Source organism: Sphingobium sp. LMC3-1-1.1 (genome assembly GCF_040676285.1).
Lineage (GTDB): Bacteria > Pseudomonadota > Alphaproteobacteria > Sphingomonadales > Sphingomonadaceae > Sphingobium.
In genome coordinates this window covers 993014-1010164 of record NZ_JBEGHQ010000001.1, presented here as the reverse complement: position 1 = coordinate 1010164, position 17151 = coordinate 993014, and the positions used below count along the sequence as shown (strand labels likewise).

Annotated in this window: 17 protein-coding genes; 8 read left to right on the top strand and 9 right to left on the bottom strand. The window is 64.9% G+C overall.

What is annotated here, in order from left to right; translation table 11 throughout:
* The first annotated feature begins 86 nt into the window (after window positions 1-86).
* The 7 genes from purE (at window position 87) to MRBLMC3_RS04970 (ending at window position 7223) form a co-directional block, all read left to right on the top strand.
* A complete protein-coding gene (gene purE, locus MRBLMC3_RS05000) occupies window positions 87-581 on the top strand; it encodes a 5-(carboxyamino)imidazole ribonucleotide mutase (RefSeq protein WP_363754982.1) in 495 nt (164 codons plus the stop codon).
* Between the two features lies 1 nt (window position 582).
* Window positions 583-1653, top strand: coding sequence for a 5-(carboxyamino)imidazole ribonucleotide synthase (locus MRBLMC3_RS04995; protein ID WP_363754980.1), 1071 nt, complete (start codon window positions 583-585; stop codon window positions 1651-1653).
* 98 nt (window positions 1654-1751) lie between these two features.
* Window positions 1752-2285 (top strand): dihydrofolate reductase, encoded by a 534-nt coding sequence (locus tag MRBLMC3_RS04990; protein ID WP_363826316.1) that lies wholly within the window; start codon window positions 1752-1754, stop codon window positions 2283-2285.
* An 8-nt stretch (window positions 2286-2293) separates the two neighbouring features.
* Window positions 2294-3232: a bifunctional riboflavin kinase/FAD synthetase gene (locus MRBLMC3_RS04985; RefSeq protein WP_363826313.1), complete on the top strand. Its 939-nt coding sequence runs from the start codon at window positions 2294-2296 to the stop codon at window positions 3230-3232.
* 33 nt (window positions 3233-3265) lie between these two features.
* A complete protein-coding gene (gene ileS / locus MRBLMC3_RS04980; protein ID WP_363826310.1) occupies window positions 3266-6157 on the top strand; it encodes an isoleucine--tRNA ligase in 2892 nt (963 codons plus the stop codon).
* A 143-nt stretch (window positions 6158-6300) separates the two neighbouring features.
* Window positions 6301-6813 (top strand): signal peptidase II, encoded by a 513-nt coding sequence (gene lspA / locus MRBLMC3_RS04975; protein WP_363735363.1) that lies wholly within the window; start codon window positions 6301-6303, stop codon window positions 6811-6813.
* Window positions 6813-7223, top strand: a complete 411-nt coding sequence (locus MRBLMC3_RS04970) for a DUF3035 domain-containing protein (RefSeq protein ID WP_133652272.1) — start codon at window positions 6813-6815, stop codon at window positions 7221-7223. Before lspA ends, MRBLMC3_RS04970 begins: the two co-directional genes overlap by 1 nt.
* Before the next feature lie 14 nt (window positions 7224-7237).
* On the opposite strand, the gene MRBLMC3_RS04965 is transcribed toward MRBLMC3_RS04970, so the two are convergent.
* The 8 genes from MRBLMC3_RS04965 to MRBLMC3_RS04930 form a co-directional block, all read right to left on the bottom strand.
* Window positions 7238-7567, bottom strand: a complete 330-nt coding sequence (locus tag MRBLMC3_RS04965) for an ArsR/SmtB family transcription factor (protein ID WP_363826307.1) — start codon at window positions 7565-7567, stop codon at window positions 7238-7240.
* Window positions 7554-8009, bottom strand: coding sequence for an SRPBCC family protein (locus MRBLMC3_RS04960; protein WP_363826304.1), 456 nt, complete (start codon window positions 8007-8009; stop codon window positions 7554-7556). Before MRBLMC3_RS04960 ends, MRBLMC3_RS04965 begins: the two co-directional genes overlap by 14 nt.
* A 64-nt stretch (window positions 8010-8073) precedes the next feature.
* Window positions 8074-10008, bottom strand: coding sequence for a 1-deoxy-D-xylulose-5-phosphate synthase (gene dxs, locus MRBLMC3_RS04955; protein ID WP_363826301.1), 1935 nt, complete (start codon window positions 10006-10008; stop codon window positions 8074-8076).
* 46 nt (window positions 10009-10054) lie between these two features.
* Window positions 10055-10522: a Fur family transcriptional regulator gene (locus MRBLMC3_RS04950; protein WP_363826298.1), complete on the bottom strand. Its 468-nt coding sequence runs from the start codon at window positions 10520-10522 to the stop codon at window positions 10055-10057.
* Between the two features lie 52 nt (window positions 10523-10574).
* Window positions 10575-10901, bottom strand: coding sequence for a DUF423 domain-containing protein (locus MRBLMC3_RS04945; protein WP_363826296.1), 327 nt, complete (start codon window positions 10899-10901; stop codon window positions 10575-10577).
* Window positions 10898-12718: a monovalent cation:proton antiporter-2 (CPA2) family protein gene (locus MRBLMC3_RS04940; protein WP_363734543.1), complete on the bottom strand. Its 1821-nt coding sequence runs from the start codon at window positions 12716-12718 to the stop codon at window positions 10898-10900. Before MRBLMC3_RS04940 ends, MRBLMC3_RS04945 begins: the two co-directional genes overlap by 4 nt.
* Window positions 12718-13140, bottom strand: coding sequence for an iron-sulfur cluster assembly scaffold protein (locus MRBLMC3_RS04935; protein ID WP_363734544.1), 423 nt, complete (start codon window positions 13138-13140; stop codon window positions 12718-12720). The genes MRBLMC3_RS04940 and MRBLMC3_RS04935 overlap by 1 nt, the downstream gene beginning before the upstream one ends.
* Before the next feature lie 121 nt (window positions 13141-13261).
* Complete coding sequence (locus MRBLMC3_RS04930) at window positions 13262-15340, bottom strand: transglycosylase domain-containing protein (RefSeq protein ID WP_363826293.1); 2079 nt, start codon at window positions 15338-15340, stop codon at window positions 13262-13264.
* Between the two features lie 109 nt (window positions 15341-15449).
* Between MRBLMC3_RS04930 and MRBLMC3_RS04925 the strand changes: the two genes are divergently transcribed.
* The gene (locus MRBLMC3_RS04925) at window positions 15450-15644 is read left to right on the top strand and encodes a hypothetical protein (RefSeq protein ID WP_363734546.1); all 195 of its coding nucleotides are present in this window, start codon (window positions 15450-15452) and stop codon (window positions 15642-15644) included.
* Window positions 15645-15719: 75 nt separating this feature from the next.
* Here MRBLMC3_RS04925 and MRBLMC3_RS04920 read toward each other — a convergent pair whose 3' ends face one another.
* Window positions 15720-17015, bottom strand: coding sequence for an MFS transporter (locus MRBLMC3_RS04920; protein WP_363734547.1), 1296 nt, complete (start codon window positions 17013-17015; stop codon window positions 15720-15722).
* Window positions 17016-17151: the final 136 nt, after the last annotated feature.

Genomic DNA, 17151 nt, shown 5'->3' with positions numbered 1-17151 from the left:
GAACGAACCAAAATCCCGCATTGCCCCCCGCCAGTCCTCCCGCTAAGGGGCTTTGCTTTCCGCATTGGCAGGGAAGTGCGAAGCGAATGACCGGGGCAGTCGAAGCCGTGCAAGTCGGTATCATCATGGGCAGCCGATCCGATTGGGAAACGATGCGGCACGCGTCGGAAACGCTCGATGCGCTCGGCGTAACCCATGAATGCAAGGTCGTCTCCGCCCACCGCACGCCCCAGCGTCTCTACGATTATGCCACGGGCGCGGTCGACCGGGGGCTGAGGGTCATCATCGCCGGCGCGGGCGGGGCGGCGCATCTCCCCGGCATGACCGCCTCGATGACGCGCCTGCCCGTGCTGGGCGTGCCCGTGGAGTCCAAGGCGTTGAAGGGCATGGACAGCCTGCTGTCCATTGTCCAGATGCCGGGCGGCGTTCCCGTCGGCACGCTCGCCATCGGCAAGCCGGGCGCGATCAACGCCGCGCTGTTCGCCGCCTCCATCCTCGCCACGACGGATGCGGCGCTGGCGCAGCGTCTCGACGCCTGGCGCGAAAAGCAGACCAACGACGTAGCGGACACGCCCGAATAAGATGACCACCATCCCGCCCGGCTCCACCATCGGCATCCTCGGCGGCGGCCAGTTGGGCCGCATGATCGCCATCGCCGCCGCGCAGCTTGGCTATCGCACGCACATCTATGCGCCGGAAGGCAGCGGCCCGGCCGCCGATGTCTCGCCGCGCTGGACCCAGGGCGCCTATGAGGATGCCGCCGCGCTGGCGGCCTTCGCCGACAGCGTCGACGTCGTCACCTATGAGTTCGAGAATATCGATCCCTCGGCGGTCGAAGTCCTCGCCACCCACGGCCTCGTCCGCCCCGGCGCCCATGCGCTGCGCGTCGCGCAGGACCGCGTGGCGGAAAAGCGCTTCGTCTGCGGCCTGGGCGGCCTGACGGCGCCCTTCGCCCCGGTCGACAGCCTCGACGACCTTGAAGAGGCGCTCGACCAGATCGGCAGCCGCGCGATCCTCAAGACCAACCGCATGGGCTATGACGGCAAGGGGCAGGCGCGCCTCTCCGATCCCGGCGACGCGGTCGGCGCATGGAACGCCATCGGCCGCCAGAGCGCCATATTGGAGGGCTTCGTCACCTTTGCCGAGGAATTCTCCGTCATCCTCGTCCGCAGCGCCCATGGCGACATCCGCTTCTGGGACAGCGCCGCCAATGTCCACAAGGACGGCATTTTGGACAGCTCCACGGTTCCTGCCGGTACGCTGATCGAGGGACAGCTTGCCGAAGCCCGCTCCCTGGCGTCGAAGGTCGCCGAAGCGCTCGACTATGTCGGCGTCCTGACGCTGGAATTCTTCGCCAGCGCCGACGGCCCGGTCTTCAACGAAATGGCCCCGCGCGTCCACAATAGCGGCCACTGGACCATCGAAGGCGCGGTGACCAGCCAGTTCGAAAACCACGTCCGCGCGATCTGCGGCCTGCCGCTGGGCGCCACCGGCCTTGCCGCGGCAAGGGTCGAGATGCGCAACCTGATCGGGGTCGAGGCCAATGACTGGCTTCAGATCCTGTCCGACCCGGCCAACCATCTGCACCTCTATGGCAAGCATGAGGCACGCCCTGGCCGCAAAATGGGCCATGTCACGCGCCTGACCCTCTGATCGACCAGCCGCTCTCGCCCGTGTCTGGCGGGCAAATACCCGGTCCTGTCCCCCGTCAGGGCCCTTCTCTTCTTCCTGAAGGGCGTTAGGTAAGGCCCATGACCAGCTCATCCGAAATCGTCCTCATCCTTGCCCGCGCCGACAATGGCGTGATCGGCAAGGATGGCGACCTGCCCTGGCGTCTGCCCGCCGACCTCCGGCATTTCAAGGCGCTCACCCTTGGTCACCCGATGATCATGGGGCGCAAGACCTTCGACAGCCTGCCAGGCCTCCTTCCCGGCCGCCGCCATATCGTCCTCACCCGCGACCAAAGCTGGACGGGGGAGGGGGCGGAAACCGCCCATGGCCCGCACGAAGCCATCGCCATGGCCGGCGCCTCCACCGCCGCCGTCATCGGCGGCGCGGATATCTACGGTCTCTTCCTCCCGCTCGCGCACCGCATCGAACTTACCGAGGTTCATGTCGATGCGGACGGCGACACCCGCATCGCCTATCCCGACCCCGCTGAATGGCGGGAAAGCGCGCGGCAGGACCATCCGGCCGAAAATGGCCGCCCCGCCTACAGCTTCGTCACTTTCCATCGTAGAGCAGGGGCCGCCGCGCATTGCCAGCGGCCGGACGCGCCCCTATAGCGCCCCCCATGGAGCGGCTGCACAGCAGCGCCCCGATGCCCGCCCATCTGCGCGGCAGCATCATGGCGCTGGGGAATTTCGACGGATTTCACGCTGGGCACCAGGCCGTGGCCCGCCGCGCCATGGAGCTTGCCCGCGCGCAGGGCCGCCCGGCGATCATCGCCACCTTCGATCCGCACCCGATGCGGCTCTTTCGCCCGGAAACACCCTGGTTCCGCCTGACCAGCCTGAACCAGCGCGAACGCCTCTTCGCCCGGGCCGGCGCCGACGCCATGCTGGTGTTCGACTTTACCCGCGAACTGGCCGCGCTGGACCCGCTGTCCTTCGTCCGCTTGCTGGTCGAATGGGGCGTGGCCGGCGTCGTCACCGGGGAGGATTTCACCTTCGGCAAGGATCGCGCCGGTTCCACCCAGACACTGGCGGAACTGGGCGGCCCGCTTGGCCTCGTCGCCCAGGCCGTGCCGCCCGTCACCGGCACGGACGGCGGGATCATCTCCTCCACCGGCATCCGCAAGGCGCTCCAGTCCGGCGACTGCGCGACCGCCACCCGCCTGCTGACGCGCCCCTTCGCGATTGAAGGCATGGTCCAGCATGGCGACAAGCTCGGGCGCACCATCGGCTTTCCCACCGCCAATATTGACCTCGGCCATTATCTGCGGCCCCGCTACGGCATCTACGCGGTGCGCGGGCTTCTCCCCGACGGCAGGGTGCTGGACGGCGCGGCCAATCTGGGCATCCGCCCCAGCTTCGATCCGCCCAAGGAACTGCTGGAGCCGCATTTCTTCGACTTCGCCGAAAACCTCTATGATCAGGTCATCGAGGTCCAGCTCATCCACTTCCTCCGACCCGAAGCCAGATATGACGGCCTCGATCCGCTGATGGCGGCGATCGCGAAGGATTGCGCGGACGCACGGCAAATCCTTGCGGGAACGCCCCACCTCGCCTAATGCCGCGCGATTAAATCCATATGCGCGGACCCCATGACCGACCAGCCCAGCCAAGAAACCAAAGATTATAAGAGCACTGTTTTCCTGCCCGTCACCGACTTTCCGATGAAAGCCGGCCTCGCGCAGAAGGAACCGGCCATTCTTGCGCGCTGGGAGGAAATGGACCTTTACGGCAAGCTGCGCGAACGGCGGAAGGGCCGGACGCGCTTCATCCTCCACGACGGCCCGCCCTATGCCAATGGCGACATCCATATGGGCCATGCGATGAACAAGGTGCTGAAGGACATCATCGTCCGCAGCCAGTCCTTGCTGGGTAAAGACGCGCCCTATGTCCCCGGCTGGGACTGCCACGGCCTTCCGATCGAATGGAAGATCGAAGAGGAATATCGCAAGAAGAAGCAGAACAAGGACGAGGTTGCGCCCCAAGAATTCCGCGCCCAGTGCCGCGCCTATGCGGACAAGTGGGTGGGCGTGCAGAAGGAGCAGTTCAAGCGCCTTGGCGTCATGGGCGATTGGGACGATCCCTATCTCACCATGAAGTTCGACGCCGAAGCTACCATCGTCGGAGAGCTGCTGAAATTCGCGGAAAGCGGCCAGCTCTACCGCGGAGCCAAGCCCGTCATGTGGTCCCCGGTCGAAAAGACCGCGCTGGCCGAGGCGGAGGTCGAATATGAGGACATCGTATCGACCCAGATCGATGTGGCGTTCGAGATCACCGAAGCGCCCAACGCGCCGGAACTGGTCGGCGCCCATGCGGTGATCTGGACGACGACGCCATGGACGATCCCGGTCAATCAGGCTTTGGCTTATGGCGACGATATTCGATACGAAGTTTGGAAGCTGCTCGACTTAGATCGCGAGGTCGTGATTGCCGCCGCTTTGGAGAAGGCGTTCTTCAACCGCTCTGGATACAAATTCGAGCGCGACGCCTCAGGTGTCCAGCAATTTGACGAGCGGCTGTCCTTCGTTCGAGAGATCAAAGGCACCGACCTCGCCGGAGCCGTCGCCCGCCACCCGATGCACGCCCTCGGCGGCTTCTTCGCCAAGCCGCGCCCGTTCCTCGCAGGCGATTTCGTCACCACCGATGCGGGCACTGGCCTCGTCCACATGGCGCCCGACCATGGCGAGGACGACTTTGCGCTCTGCAAGGCGAATGGCATCAACCCGGTCTTCGCCGTCGAGAATGACGGCAAATATCGCGAGGACTGGCTCTGGCTCGGCGGCCAGGGCTCCGTCATCAACCCCAAATTCGTCAGCAAGGACGGCCCGATCTGCACCGACCTGCGCGAAGCCGGCGGGCTGCTGGCCGCGTCCGACGATTTCAAGCACAGCTATCCCCATAGCTGGCGCTCCAAGGCGAAGATCATCTTCCGCTGCACCCCCCAATGGTTCATCCCGATGGACCAGCGGCAGGCGGGCGCGGTGGTCGAAGCGGGCGAGGGCATCCTGCCCACCCCGATCGTCACCAACGACCCGACCCTGCGCGAACTGGCGCTCGACGCGATCGAACACACCCGCTGGGTGCCGGAACGCTCGACCAACCGAATCCGCTCGATGGTGGAGGGCCGCCCCGACTGGGTCATCAGCCGCCAGCGCGCATGGGGCGTGCCCATCGCGCTCTATGTTCATCGTAAGACCGGCGAATATCTTGTTGATAAGGCAGTCAATGCCCGCATCATAGAGGCATTCAAGGGCGCAGGTGCCGACGCCTGGTTCGGCGCCGACCATCAGGCGCTGCTCGGCCCCGATTACGACCTCAACGACTATGAGGTGGTGAACGACATTCTCGACGTCTGGTTCGACAGCGGCTCCACCCACAGCTTCGTGGTGGAAGGCCGCTATGGCCCCGATGCCCGCGCCGACCTCTATCTCGAAGGCTCCGACCAGCATCGCGGCTGGTTCCAGTCGTCCCTGCTGGAAAGCAGCGGCACCCGCGGCCGCGCACCCTATGACGCCGTCCTCACCCACGGTTTCGCGCTTGACGGGCAGGGCCGCAAGATGTCGAAGAGCCTCGGCAATGTGGTCGACCCGCTGAAGATCATCGCCGAAAGCGGCTCCGACATTCTCCGCGTCTGGGTCGCCAGCACCGACTATTTCGACGACGTCCGCATCGGCAAGGAAGTGCTGGCCGGCTCCTCCGACGCCTATCGGAAATTACGCAATACTTTCCGGTACCTCCTCGGCGCTCTTTCTGATTTCTCCGAAGAGGAGAGGTTGCCCGTCGCTCAGATGCCGGAACTGGAGCGCTACATGCTCCATCTGCTGGCAAAGCTCGACGCCGATCTCCGCAGCGTGGTCGACAAGGCGGCCGACAGCGAGAACTGGCTGGAATTCAGCCGCTACACCCGCGCGCTGATGGATTTCGCGAACAGCGACCTCTCGGCCTTCTTCTTCGATATCCGCAAGGACTGCCTCTATTGCGACGCGAAGGCGGACCCGAAGCGCCGCGCCTACCGCACCGTGCTCGACACGCTGTTCCACGCACTGGTCCGCTACGCCGCGCCGATCATCCCCTTCACGGCTGAGGAAGTGTGGCAAAGTCGCTATCCAAACCCCGAAGAAAGCGTCCATTTCCTTGAATGGCCGGAGGTCGATGCCGCCTGGCTCGACCAGGGTCTGGATGACAAATGGGCCGAAATCCGCAACCAGCGCGATCAGGTCAACGAAGCCATAGAGCCGCTGCGCCGCGAAAAGATCATCCGCTCCAGCCTGGAGGCCGATGTCACCATGGGCCAACTGGTTCCCAGTGACGGTGTGAACTTCGCCGAAATCGCCATCGTTGCCCGTATCGAAACGGGCAAGGGAGACGGCATCATCGTCCAGCCGAGCGAATGGCACAAATGCGGCCGCTGCTGGCGCCTGCTGCCCGAAGTCCAGGAAGACGGCACGCTTTGTCAGCGTTGTGACGAGGTGCTCGCCGGATAAAACTTCCTTCTGTCCTACAGCCGGATTCCTCGGCTATAGCCCTGACGACGCAGGCTGTGGCGAGTGAACAAGACAATAATGGCGTTTTTCTGGGGTTCTATCGTGTCACCTATGTCGCTCAAATCCGTGCCGGTTCAGCGCTGATGGCCGCCGTCAACCACCGCCCCCTGGGCCTGGCCGTCGCGATCGTCACGCTGGTGCTGGACCAACTGGTCAAATATACCGTCACCTATCCGCTGGCGCTGAAAAGCCGGATGGACGAGGGCATAGAGATCCTGCCGATCTTCCGCCTGCGCTGGCTGGAAAATCGCGGCGTTTCCATGGGCTTCTTCCACGCCGACACCAACCTGATGCGCTGGATATTGGTTGGCATGACCATGCTGATCGCGGGCTTCGTGGCAGTGTGGATGTGGCGCGAAAAGGCGCGTCAGGACGTTGTCGCGCTTGGGCTGGTGCTGGGCGGCGCCATCGGCAATATCGTCGATCGCATGCGCCTTGGCTATGTGGTCGATTATGCCGACCTGCATTTCGGCGAGTGGCGACCTTTCCTGATTTTCAACCTGGCCGACGCGGCCATCACTTTCGGCGTGCTGATCCTGCTTGCGCGGGCGCTTCTGCTGCGCGAGAAGGGCGCAAAGACGGAGTCAATGAACTGATGCGTAAACTGATCCTCGCCGCTGGCCTGATTTCGATGCTGTCCGCTTGCGGCGGTGGCGGCGGCCTCTTCAACCGTTCACGTCCCGACGAATTCGCCGTTTCGCGTCAGGCTCCGCTGGTGATCCCGCCTGACTTCGCGCTGGTTCCGCCCGCGCCCGGCACGCCTGCCGCGGCCTCCGTCGATTCGAGCAAGGCTGCGATGGAGGCGATGTTCGGTGGTCCCGCCGCCCGCAGCCCGGGCGAAAGCGCCACGCTGAACGCCGCCGGGCGCGCCAACGCGGCTGCCGGCATCCGTTCTTCCGTCGGTGATCCTGCAACCGAAGTGGTCGACAAGGGCGCCACTACCCGCGACATCATTGCCGCTCCTGAAGGTGACGGCCAGGACGCGCGCGCGGCCACGCCGCAATAATCGGTCAGCGGGATTCAGGGCTGGTTCTCGACGAAATCCTTGAACCGGCCCAAAGTCCCGTCCCACTGGCTTTCGACCTTCGCGAGCCAATCCTTGGCCTCTGCAACGCCCTCGGGCCGCAAACGGAACAGCGCCTCCCGTCCCGACCTGGTCCGGTTGACCAGCCCGGCGCCGAGCAGGACGTCCAGATGCTTGGCCACCGCCTGACGGCTGATCGGCAATCCGTGGCCCAACTGACCGATCGAACGCTCTCCCCCATCGGAAAGGCGGCCGATCAGGTCCAGCCGCGTCGCATCGCCCAGGGCCGCAAACAGCCGGGCCGGCGCAGCGTCAACGTTCGGCATAATCGCGAATATTCTTCACCTGCTCAGCCCAGCCGCCGTCATTGTCCCGCATGACATTGCTCCGGCGTGGTTCGGGTACCCCATCGAACCCACTTTCCCTGACGGTCAGCCGCGTGCCCGCCGCGACCGGCTCCAATATGAACTCGACCAGCGTCCATTCGGCCACGGCTACGCCGCTTTCCATCAATTGCTTGTCGCCTCCGGTCGCCGGCCATTCATAGGCGAATCGCGTCATCGGCTCGATCGCCACGACCCGCGCTTCCCAGCGATAATCCTCATATTCCGGATAGGTCATGTGCCCGGTCGATGCCTGACCCACGACAAAGGGCTGGTCCAGCGCAACCCGGAACCAGCTCCCGAACTTTTCATGATCGATCAGCGCATCCCACACCCTCTCGACGGGCGCAGCGATCTCTATCGTCTTGATGATGGAATCAGGCATATAGGCAACCTCCAGATTGCCTATATAGACTTTCAAGCAGATCATGCAACCTTATGGTTGCTTATTACGCCCGAACTTCGCTCCCTATGCCAGCGCTGTTGTGACGCAGCGCGGTCAGCACGGTGTCGACAATGGCACTCGCGTCCAGCCGCGCGTCGGCATATTGCTTTTCCGGCTTGTCCTGGTCCTGGAAGACGTCAGGCAGCCGCATGGTCCGCAATTTGAGGCCGTTGTCGATCAGTCCCTGGTCGCTGGCCAGCGTCAGTACATGGGCACCAAGGCCGCCAACAGACCCTTCCTCGATGGTCACGGCGACCTCATGCGTGGTCAACAATCTGCGGATCAGCGCTTCGTCCAGCGGCTTGGCAAAGCGCAGATCCGCAACGGTAGCCGACAGCCCCTTGGCCTCCAGCGTTTCCGCGGCCTTCAGCGCTTCCTCCAGCCGGGTACCGAGCGACAGGATCGCTACCTGTCGCCCCTCCCGCACGATCCTGCCCTTGCCGATTTCCAGCCTTTCCGGCGTGGCGGGCAGGGCGACGCCCGTGCCGTTGCCGCGCGGATAGCGCACCGCAATCGGCCCCTCGTCGTACAGAGCGCAACTATGCACCATATGGACCAGTTCCGCCTCGTCCGCTGCCGCCATCACGACGAAATTGGGCAGGCTGGCGAGATAGGTCACGTCAAAGCTGCCGGCATGGGTCGATCCGTCGGCGCCGACCAGGCCGGCGCGGTCGATCGCGAAGCGCACCGGCAGATTCTGGATCGCCACGTCATGCACGACCTGATCATAGGCGCGCTGCAGGAAGGTCGAATAAATGGCGCAGAAGGGCCGCATGCCCTGCGCGGCAAGCCCGGCTGCGAAGGTTACGGCATGCTGTTCGGCAATGCCGACGTCGAAGGTCCGGTCGGGAAAGGCGGCACCGAACTTGTCCAGCCCGGTTCCCGAAGGCATGGCCGCCGTGATCGCGCATATCGTCGGGTCGCGTTGCGCTTCAGCGATCAGCGCCTGGGCGAAGACGCCGGTATAGCTCGGCGGGCCGGGGGGAGCCTTGTCCTGCGCGCCGGTGACGACGTCGAACTTCTGAACGCCATGATATTTGTCTGCCGCTGCTTCGGCCGGGGCATAGCCCTTGCCCTTCTGCGTCACGACATGGACGAGGCACGGCCCCTCCGCCGCGTCGCGGACATTTTCCAGCACCGGGATCAACTGGTCGAGATTATGCCCGTCGATCGGCCCGACATAATAGAATCCCAGTTCCTCGAACAGCGTGCCGCCCATCGCCATGCCGCGCGCAAATTCGTCGGTCTTGCGCGCCGCGTTGTGAAGCGGGCGCGGAAGGCGCCGCGCGAGCCGCTTGGCAAGGTCGCGCAGGCCCAAAAACTCCCGGCTGGACACCAGCCGCGCCAGATAGGCGGAAAGGCCGCCGACCGGCGGTGCGATCGACATGTCATTGTCGTTGAGGATCACGATCAGCCGGTTGCCGGCCTCCCGGGCGTTGTTCATCGCCTCATAGGCCATGCCCGCCGACATGGAGCCGTCGCCAATGACGGCGATCGCCTTGCCGGGCTGGCCCTTCATCCTGTTCGCCACGGCAAAGCCGAGCGCCGCGCTGATCGAGGTGGAGCTGTGCGCCGCGCCGAACGGATCGAACTCGCTCTCCGCCCGCTTGGTGAAGCCGCTGAGGCCGCCGCCCTGCCGCAGCGTGCGGATGCGGTCGCGCCGCCCGGTCAGGATCTTGTGCGGATAGCATTGATGGCCGACGTCCCACACCAGCCTGTCGTTCGGCGTGTCGAACACATAATGGATCGCCGTGGTCAGTTCCACCACGCCAAGGCCGGAGCCCAGATGACCGCCCGTCACGCCGACGGCGGAAATCATCTCCTGCCGCAATTCATCGGCCAGTTGCCGAAGCTGACCCGATTGCAGCTTTCGCAGGTCCGCGGGCCAGACGACCTGGTCGAGCAGCGGGGTGGAAGGACGATCGTTCATATAAGACATAGACTCCCGGCCGCGCTAAGCCGTTCCGATCCGAAGCGCAACGCCATCACGCGGCGCATCTGGCGCAGAGGCCCAATATCTCGATGACGGGTCGATCCGGGTGAAAACCCTCGCCGCGGGCGACGGCGCGGACCTTGTCCGTCACCTTGTCGTCGTCGACATGCGCCGCCTGCTTGCAGCGGGTGCAGACGAGGAAGATGCAGTCATGGTGACAGCCCGGATGCGCATTGGCGATATAGGCATTGGCGCTTTCCACCCGCATCGCGATGTTGTTGTTCACGAACAGGTCGAGGATGCGATAGACGCTGTTGGGGGCGACCCGCTTGCCACGCGCCTTGGATACGCTGTCGGCGATGTCATAGGCCGATGCCGGGGTATTTTGCGCCGCCAGAGCGTCGAAAATGGCTGCGCGCATCGGCGTCCATTGCTCCTGGCTCGCCTCCAGCGTGGCGCGGGCTGCATCCGCCAGGCTGTCGCCTGACGGTTCAAGATGGTCATGATGATGATCGGCCATGGGTTCAATCTAAGCCTGGGTTGGTGCGGGGGCAAGTGGCGGCCTGGATCTGTCATCCCCGCCAGTAGATCCAGGCAGTCCATATCCAGCCTGCGATCATCAGCGTTCCGCCGATGGGCGTGACCGCGCCCAGCCATTTCGGCGCGCCGAGCGCCATGGCATAGAGAGAGAACGCGAAGATCGCCGCTCCGCCCAGTTGCAGCGCCGCCGGACCCCGCGCCACCCCCATGATGGCAAGCGCGCCGATCGCATGGATCAGTTGATACAGCCCGCCGGTGCGCAACCATTCCGCTGCCTGCGGATTGGCCGCGCCATGCGCGCCAAAGGCGCCTGCCGCTATCGCCACGGCTGCCGACAATGCCGCCAGAACACCGATCATGCTTCTTCCTCCCCGTCGCCGCGCGCCAGCAGGCGCATTCGCCTGCCTGGTCGATACATTAATTCCTTCGCAGCCATCAGAGTGCCATGCTCGATCTGCAGTTCCATGCGCTGCTCGTCATTGCGGCGATACTGCCGCTCCACCTCCTCCACCTCACCGGCCGGAACGCCGAGCGCTTCCATCGCCTGCACGCCCATGCAGATAGCCGATTCGAACACCTCGCGCACGACCCCGGCCAGATCCATGTCCCTGAGCGCCAGCAATTGCCGGCGGTCGAAGGCGCGTACCAGCAAGGCCGCCTGGGGAAAGGCCTCGGCTATGGGTTCCAGCACCCGCGCGTCGAGCGAAGGATCATCGATGCAGAAGGCGATCAGTCGCGCCTCTTCCCCGCCCGAACGGCGCAGCAGGTCGATGCGCGTGCCGTCGCCATAATAGACCTTCATGTCGAAGCGGCTGGACACCTCGATCTGGGACGGCTTCTTGTCGATCAACACGACGCCGAAGCCATGGCCCATCAGCATCTGGGCGACCGTCTGCCCGAACCGGCCATAGCCCACGATGATTGCGGTGCCGCGCGGCGCGTCTTCGGGAACGGAAAAGTCCCCCTTCACCTTGGGTTTGGCGAATTCCAGCTTGCGGGCGAACAGCATCAGGAAGGGCGTCGTCGCCATGGAGAAGGTGACGATCGCGCTGAACAGGCTGGCGGCCTGGGGCGCGATCAGCAGGGCGCCCTGCGCCTGCGCGAACAGCACGAAGCCGAATTCGCCGCCCTGGCTCAACAGCAGGCCCGAGCCGATGGCCTGGTTCCATTCCATGCCGAACAATCGGGCAAGGCCGGTGATCAACGCGGCCTTGGTCAGCACCAATATCACCGCCATGCCGATGACGAACAGGGGATTGGCCGCCACCGCATGCAGGTCCAGCACCATGCCGACTGCCAGGAAGAACAGGCCGAGCAGGATGGACCGGAAGGGTTCGACATCCGCCTCTATCTCGTGCCGGTAGGGCGAATCCGCCAGCATCACGCCGGCCACGAAGGCGCCGAGCGCGGTGGAAAGGTGCAGCGCGTGCATCAGCGCCGCCGCTGCCAGCACGGTGAACAGGCCGACCACGACGAACAGTTCCCGCTCGCCCAGACGCCCCACCAGGCGGAGCAGCGGGCGCAGGATGAACCGGCCGGCCAGCACCAGCCCGGCGATGGCGGCCACCGTATAGCCGGCCATCATCCATCCCGGCGGACCGCCCACATCGGCCGGATTGCGGGACAGGGCCGCCACGATCGTGATCAGCGGGACGATCGAGAGATCCTGGAACAGCAGGATCGAGAACACCTTTTCACCAAAGGGCGAATTGATCCGCCCGCTGCTTTTGAGGCCCGGCAGCACCTGCGCCGTGGAGGACAGCGCCAGGGGCAGTCCCAGCGCGATGGCCGCGCCCCAGGTGAAGCCCGTGGTGTAGAAGATGATCGCCGTCAGCGCGCAGCCGCACAGCACCACCTGCGCCGCGCCCAGGGCAAAGATGTCGCGCTTCAGCCGCCATAGGCGGGCCGGATGCAATTCGAGCCCGACGAGGAACAACAGCAGCACGATGCCGATCTCGGCTATGGCGAGCTTCGATTCCGCTCCGCCGACAAGCCTCAGTCCCTGCGGCCCCACCAGCGCGCCCGCGACCAGATAACCGAGCACGGCCCCCAAGCCCAGGCGGCGGAACAGGATGACGAACAGGACCGCCGCGCCGAGCAGGATAACGCCTTCGGACAATAATATGTCGGTAGCGGACACGGGAACCACGGCTGTCGACGCAAGCTGATCCTGCATCAGGCGTCGGCCATGCGCGCCGCTTCGGCAATGGCTTCGAAGCCCAGCCGGATGGAGGCGTGGCGAGCCGGATAGTCGCGGGCAGGGGCAAGGACAGCCAGCCCCGGCCAGAAATCCAGTTCATCGCTCTCCCCCGCCAGATAGGCGGTGAGCCGGTCCCGCGCGTCCGCCAGTTCGTCAGCGGTAAGGCCGATCGCCTGCGCAGCCATCAGTGCCGCGGATGCCTGCCCCAGGGCGCAGGCCTTCACGTCCAGCCCGATGTCGGCGATCCGGCCATTTTCCATCCTGACGTCAGCGGTCACCCGCGACCCGCATGTGGGCGACCGCTTCTCGACGCTCGCCTGCGCGTCGGGCAGCCGCCTGTGATGGGGTATGTTCGCGGCCAGCCGCAAAATGTCCTTGTTGTAGAGGGGGGCGCTCATGCCGATCCATGTAGGGCAGGAAGCGCGCCGGAGAAAGGGCGGATGGGGCCGCGAATGGCGCGGACGGTGAAAATAGTGTCGCGCGCCGGCGCAGGCAGAAGCGCATCATCGCCCGCCGCCATCAAGGTTGTTGATCGGCGGCGGCGGGCGCGGTCGGAACGATGATGCGCGGCGGGGGCGTGCCCGGCTGTGGTCCGGGCACGGCCGGCTGCGGCCCTTGCGGCTGGTCGATCGGAAGGCGGATCTGGCCGTTCCCGACGTTCACCGTCACCCCCTGCGTGTCCAGGCCCACGCTCATATTGCCCAGCCCCGCCTCCGTAGCGACATTGGCGATGGCGTTGACCAGGTCGCTGTCCTTGCTTTCCTCCGGCGCATCCTCGACCGGCTCGTTGATCGCTCCCGCCATGAAGTTGCGCCAGATGCGGGCCGGCACGCCGCCTCCCGCCGCGCCGCCGGGCAGGGGGCTGTTATCGTCATTGCCGATCCACACCGCCGTCACCAGCCCGCCTGCATAGCCGACGAAGATCGCATCGCGGCTGTCCTGGGTCGTGCCGGTCTTGCCGAAAGTGCTGGTGCGAAGGGCGGCCGCGCTGCCGGTGCCGCGATTGGCGGCGGAAGACAGGAGGTCGCGGATCATTTCCAGCTGGTCGTCGCTGAAATGCTTCTGGCGGCTCAGCAGCCGGTCGAACCAGCCCTGTTCTTCCGGAGGCAGGCCATGGGCCGGCACCGGATATGCGCCCGCCGCCACCGCCGCATAGGCTTCCGTCAATTCGACGAGCGGTATTTCCGACGTGCCGAGCGCCAGGCTCAGATCCTCCGTCAAGGGAGCGGTCACGCCCAGATCGCGCGCCACCTTGATGACATTGTCGACGCCCACCTTCTGCGTCAGCCTGACCGCCGCGACATTGCTCGATGCGGCGAAGGCCTGCCGCAATGTGATGCGCCCACGATATTTGCCGCCATGATTTGCCGGGCGATAGCTGCCCGTGGTGATCGGCGTGTCCTCGATGAAGTCATCGGGCGTCATGCCGGCGCGGAAGGCAGCCAGATAAACGAACAGCTTGAAGGTCGAACCCGGCTGCCTCCTGGCCTGAACGGCGCGGTTGAAGGCGCTTTCGCCATAGTTCCTGCCGCCGACCATCGCCACCACGCTGCCGTCCGGCTTCATCGCCACCAACGCGGCCTGCGCCTTGCCCAGCGGCGCGCGGCGGATCGCGGCCTCCGCCAGCCTCTGTATGCGCCAGTCCAGCGTAGTCGTCACATTCTGCGCACCATAGACCGCGCCGGCCCGGTCCCGCGCCTCCGGCAGCACCCAGTCCGCGAAATAGGTACCGCTGGTCGGATCGGGCGCATCTTGCACATTGAGCCGCGCCGGGGGCAGGGCGTCGCGTTCCGCCTTGCTGATATAGCCCGCCTCGACCATGGCCTGCGTCACCAGGGCGGCACGATCGCGCGCGCCCTTCAGGTTGGTGGTCGGGGCAAGCCGGGACGGCGCCTTCAGCAATCCTGCCAGCATCGCGGCCTGGGGGATCGTCAACCTTTCCGGCTGGCGGTTGAAATAGTGCAGCGATGCCGCGCGCAGGCCATAGACATTGTCCCCGAAATAGACGTTGGACAGGTATCGCTCCAATATCTGGTCCTTGGTCAGCCATGCCTCCAGCCAGAAGGCGATCAGCGCTTCGCGCGCCTTGCGTCCGAAGGTGCGGTCGCTGGAAAGGAACACCCCCTTGGCAAGCTGCTGCGTGATCGTGCTGCCGCCTTGGGAGGAACCGCTGGACCAGAGATTGTGCCAGGCCGCGCGCGCTATGCCGCGAGGGTCGACGCCCCAATGGTTATAGAATCGTCGGTCCTCGATCGCCATGAAGGCCTGCGGCACATGCTTGGGCAGGGCAGCGATGGTAACCGGCTTGTCGATGATCGCGCCGCGCCGCGCAATCAGATGGCCGTCCGCCGACATCAGGCTGATGCTGGGCGGCGCGATCGGCTTGAGCGATCGCGACATGGGCGCGGTGACCGCAAGCCAGGCGACAAGGATCATCAGCAGCGCCAGCAGCGCCGCGACGACCCACCCGGCTATCTGCACCCGGCGCTTCCACGGCCGGGGCGGCGCGAAGGCGCTGGGCGGGCCGACGCCGAAGGCGCGCTCTGGCAGGGCATCCGGGTCGGGAGTCGTCAGGGGGTCGTTCATTGCTTCGGCCATGCTGTGTTATTTGCTTGATACGGTCAAGCATGTCCCGTGGCGGGACAGGCATGGATTAACCGTAAACAGCGGTCTTTCCGATGGTAAAGAATCCGTTAACCTGCTGCCCATGAGAAGAACTCTGGTCCTGACGAGCGAGTCGACCCGCCACCCGTTCCGCCAACGGTTGCCGCGCCATGTGCTGCGCCCAGCCGTTGCAGAGGCGAGCCGCGATCGCGCTCCGCCGTCCGACGACAATGACTGGAAGCTGTTCATGCTGAGCTTCGGCGCCTTCTTCACGGCTTTCTACAGCTTCATTTTCTAGTTTTTCGGCGACCTGCCACCGGGAAGAGCGTCCGCGCTTCCGCCCGAAGGCAGGAGATTCGCCGGTATCGCCGTCTCAATCGCACGCCTTGTGCAATGTCCATGCGATCCACGCGCAGGGCAGGCACAGCGCCGCCACCAGCAGCAATTGGTTCACCACCGACAGGCCGGCGATGCTGAGGCTGATCGTCAGCAGCGATCCCAGCACCATCGCCCCTGAATTGACGATGTTGTTGGCCGCGACGGTCCGTGCCGCCTCGCACTTCTCGACGGTCGTGGTGAGGAAGGCGTAGAGCGGCACCACGAACATCCCGCCGAACGTCGCCACGCAAAGCAGGCAGAGCGACAAGGGGATCGCCAGCGGATGATGGAGGAAACCGGACAGGCTGAGCATCCTGCCGTCCGACCCGGCCATCCATAGGTCGCATATGATGTGGAAGGCGATGATGCTGATGCCCATGCCGATGACGGACGCAGGCGCATATCGGGCCGAGACATGGCCGCTCAGCAAGCGATTGATCGCCACCGATCCAATGGCGATGCCGATCGAAAAAATGCCCAGGAACAGGCTGGCTACCGATTTGTCGGCGCTCAGCACATTCTTGACCAGCGGCGGAAACTGGATGAACAGCACGGTGCCGACCGCCCAGAAGAAGCTGATCGCCATGATGGCGAGATAGAGCCGCCGGATGTGCATCGTTCCCCGCACCAGCGTGATCGAGGATCGGATGATGTGGAAGTCGATCGGCTGCCGCTCCAGCAGGGATGGCGCCGCGGGCACGTTGCGCCCTGTTAGCCAGCCGATAATGGCCGTCAGGATGATGCAGGCCGCTGCCGCCTGCACCGGGATGATCCCTGCCAATATCGTCCCGGCAAGGATGGCGATGTAGGTTCCGGCCTCGACCAGTCCGGTTCCGCCCAGCACTTCCTCGTCATGCAGATGCTGGGGAAGGATCGCATATTTGATCGGGCCGAAGAAGGTCGAATGGACCCCCATGGCGAACAGCGCGAGCAGAAGGAGAGGGATGGCGAGCAGATGCACGGCCACCCCGCTCCAGATGAGCGCCAGCCCGACCGCACCGACCGTCATGATGACGATTTCGGCCGCCTTGACGATGCGGATGATCGCGGCCTTGTCGCGTTGGTCGGCAAGCTGGCCGGACAGGGCGGACATCAGGAAGAAGGGGAGGATGAACACGCCGGTCGCCAGCGCGCTGAACCAGGTTTCCGACTTCTCGTCATTGTAGACGGAATAGACGACGAACAGCACCATCGCATTCTTGAACAGGTTGTCGTTGAACGCGCCGAGGAGCTGAGTGATGAAAAGCGGCAGAAAACGTCGCTTGTTGAGGAGCCTTAGAGAGGCTTGCATGGGCGAGGGGGTCTTCTTCGCTGTGGATGAGCGTGGCGGGGTCTAGCGACAGAAGACGGGTAAGCACAAGCCCTCCGCGCCGAATGTCGACGCCCGATCATCCCGTCATGTTGCACGCCTGCTTGTGCGGCGGCCC

Excerpts from the sequence above, each read along its gene's own strand:
- purE (WP_363754982.1), top strand. The coding sequence starts at position 87 with ATGACCGGGGCAGTCGAAGCCGTGCAAGTCGGTATCATCATGGGCAGC.
- MRBLMC3_RS04995 (WP_363754980.1), top strand. The coding sequence starts at position 583 with ATGACCACCATCCCGCCCGGCTCCACCATCGGCATCCTCGGCGGCGGC.
- MRBLMC3_RS04990 (WP_363826316.1), top strand. The coding sequence starts at position 1,752 with ATGACCAGCTCATCCGAAATCGTCCTCATCCTTGCCCGCGCCGACAAT.
- MRBLMC3_RS04985 (WP_363826313.1), top strand. The coding sequence starts at position 2,294 with ATGGAGCGGCTGCACAGCAGCGCCCCGATGCCCGCCCATCTGCGCGGC.
- ileS (WP_363826310.1), top strand. The coding sequence starts at position 3,266 with ATGACCGACCAGCCCAGCCAAGAAACCAAAGATTATAAGAGCACTGTT.
- lspA (WP_363735363.1), top strand. The coding sequence starts at position 6,301 with ATGGCCGCCGTCAACCACCGCCCCCTGGGCCTGGCCGTCGCGATCGTC.
- MRBLMC3_RS04970 (WP_133652272.1), top strand. The coding sequence starts at position 6,813 with ATGCGTAAACTGATCCTCGCCGCTGGCCTGATTTCGATGCTGTCCGCT.
- MRBLMC3_RS04965 (WP_363826307.1), bottom strand. The coding sequence starts at position 7,567 with ATGCCGAACGTTGACGCTGCGCCGGCCCGGCTGTTTGCGGCCCTGGGC.
- MRBLMC3_RS04960 (WP_363826304.1), bottom strand. The coding sequence starts at position 8,009 with ATGCCTGATTCCATCATCAAGACGATAGAGATCGCTGCGCCCGTCGAG.
- dxs (WP_363826301.1), bottom strand. The coding sequence starts at position 10,008 with ATGTCTTATATGAACGATCGTCCTTCCACCCCGCTGCTCGACCAGGTC.
- MRBLMC3_RS04950 (WP_363826298.1), bottom strand. The coding sequence starts at position 10,522 with ATGGCCGATCATCATCATGACCATCTTGAACCGTCAGGCGACAGCCTG.
- MRBLMC3_RS04945 (WP_363826296.1), bottom strand. The coding sequence starts at position 10,901 with ATGATCGGTGTTCTGGCGGCATTGTCGGCAGCCGTGGCGATAGCGGCA.
- MRBLMC3_RS04940 (WP_363734543.1), bottom strand. The coding sequence starts at position 12,718 with ATGCAGGATCAGCTTGCGTCGACAGCCGTGGTTCCCGTGTCCGCTACC.
- MRBLMC3_RS04935 (WP_363734544.1), bottom strand. The coding sequence starts at position 13,140 with ATGAGCGCCCCCCTCTACAACAAGGACATTTTGCGGCTGGCCGCGAAC.
- MRBLMC3_RS04930 (WP_363826293.1), bottom strand. The coding sequence starts at position 15,340 with ATGGCCGAAGCAATGAACGACCCCCTGACGACTCCCGACCCGGATGCC.
- MRBLMC3_RS04925 (WP_363734546.1), top strand. The coding sequence starts at position 15,450 with ATGAGAAGAACTCTGGTCCTGACGAGCGAGTCGACCCGCCACCCGTTC.
- MRBLMC3_RS04920 (WP_363734547.1), bottom strand. The coding sequence starts at position 17,015 with ATGCAAGCCTCTCTAAGGCTCCTCAACAAGCGACGTTTTCTGCCGCTT.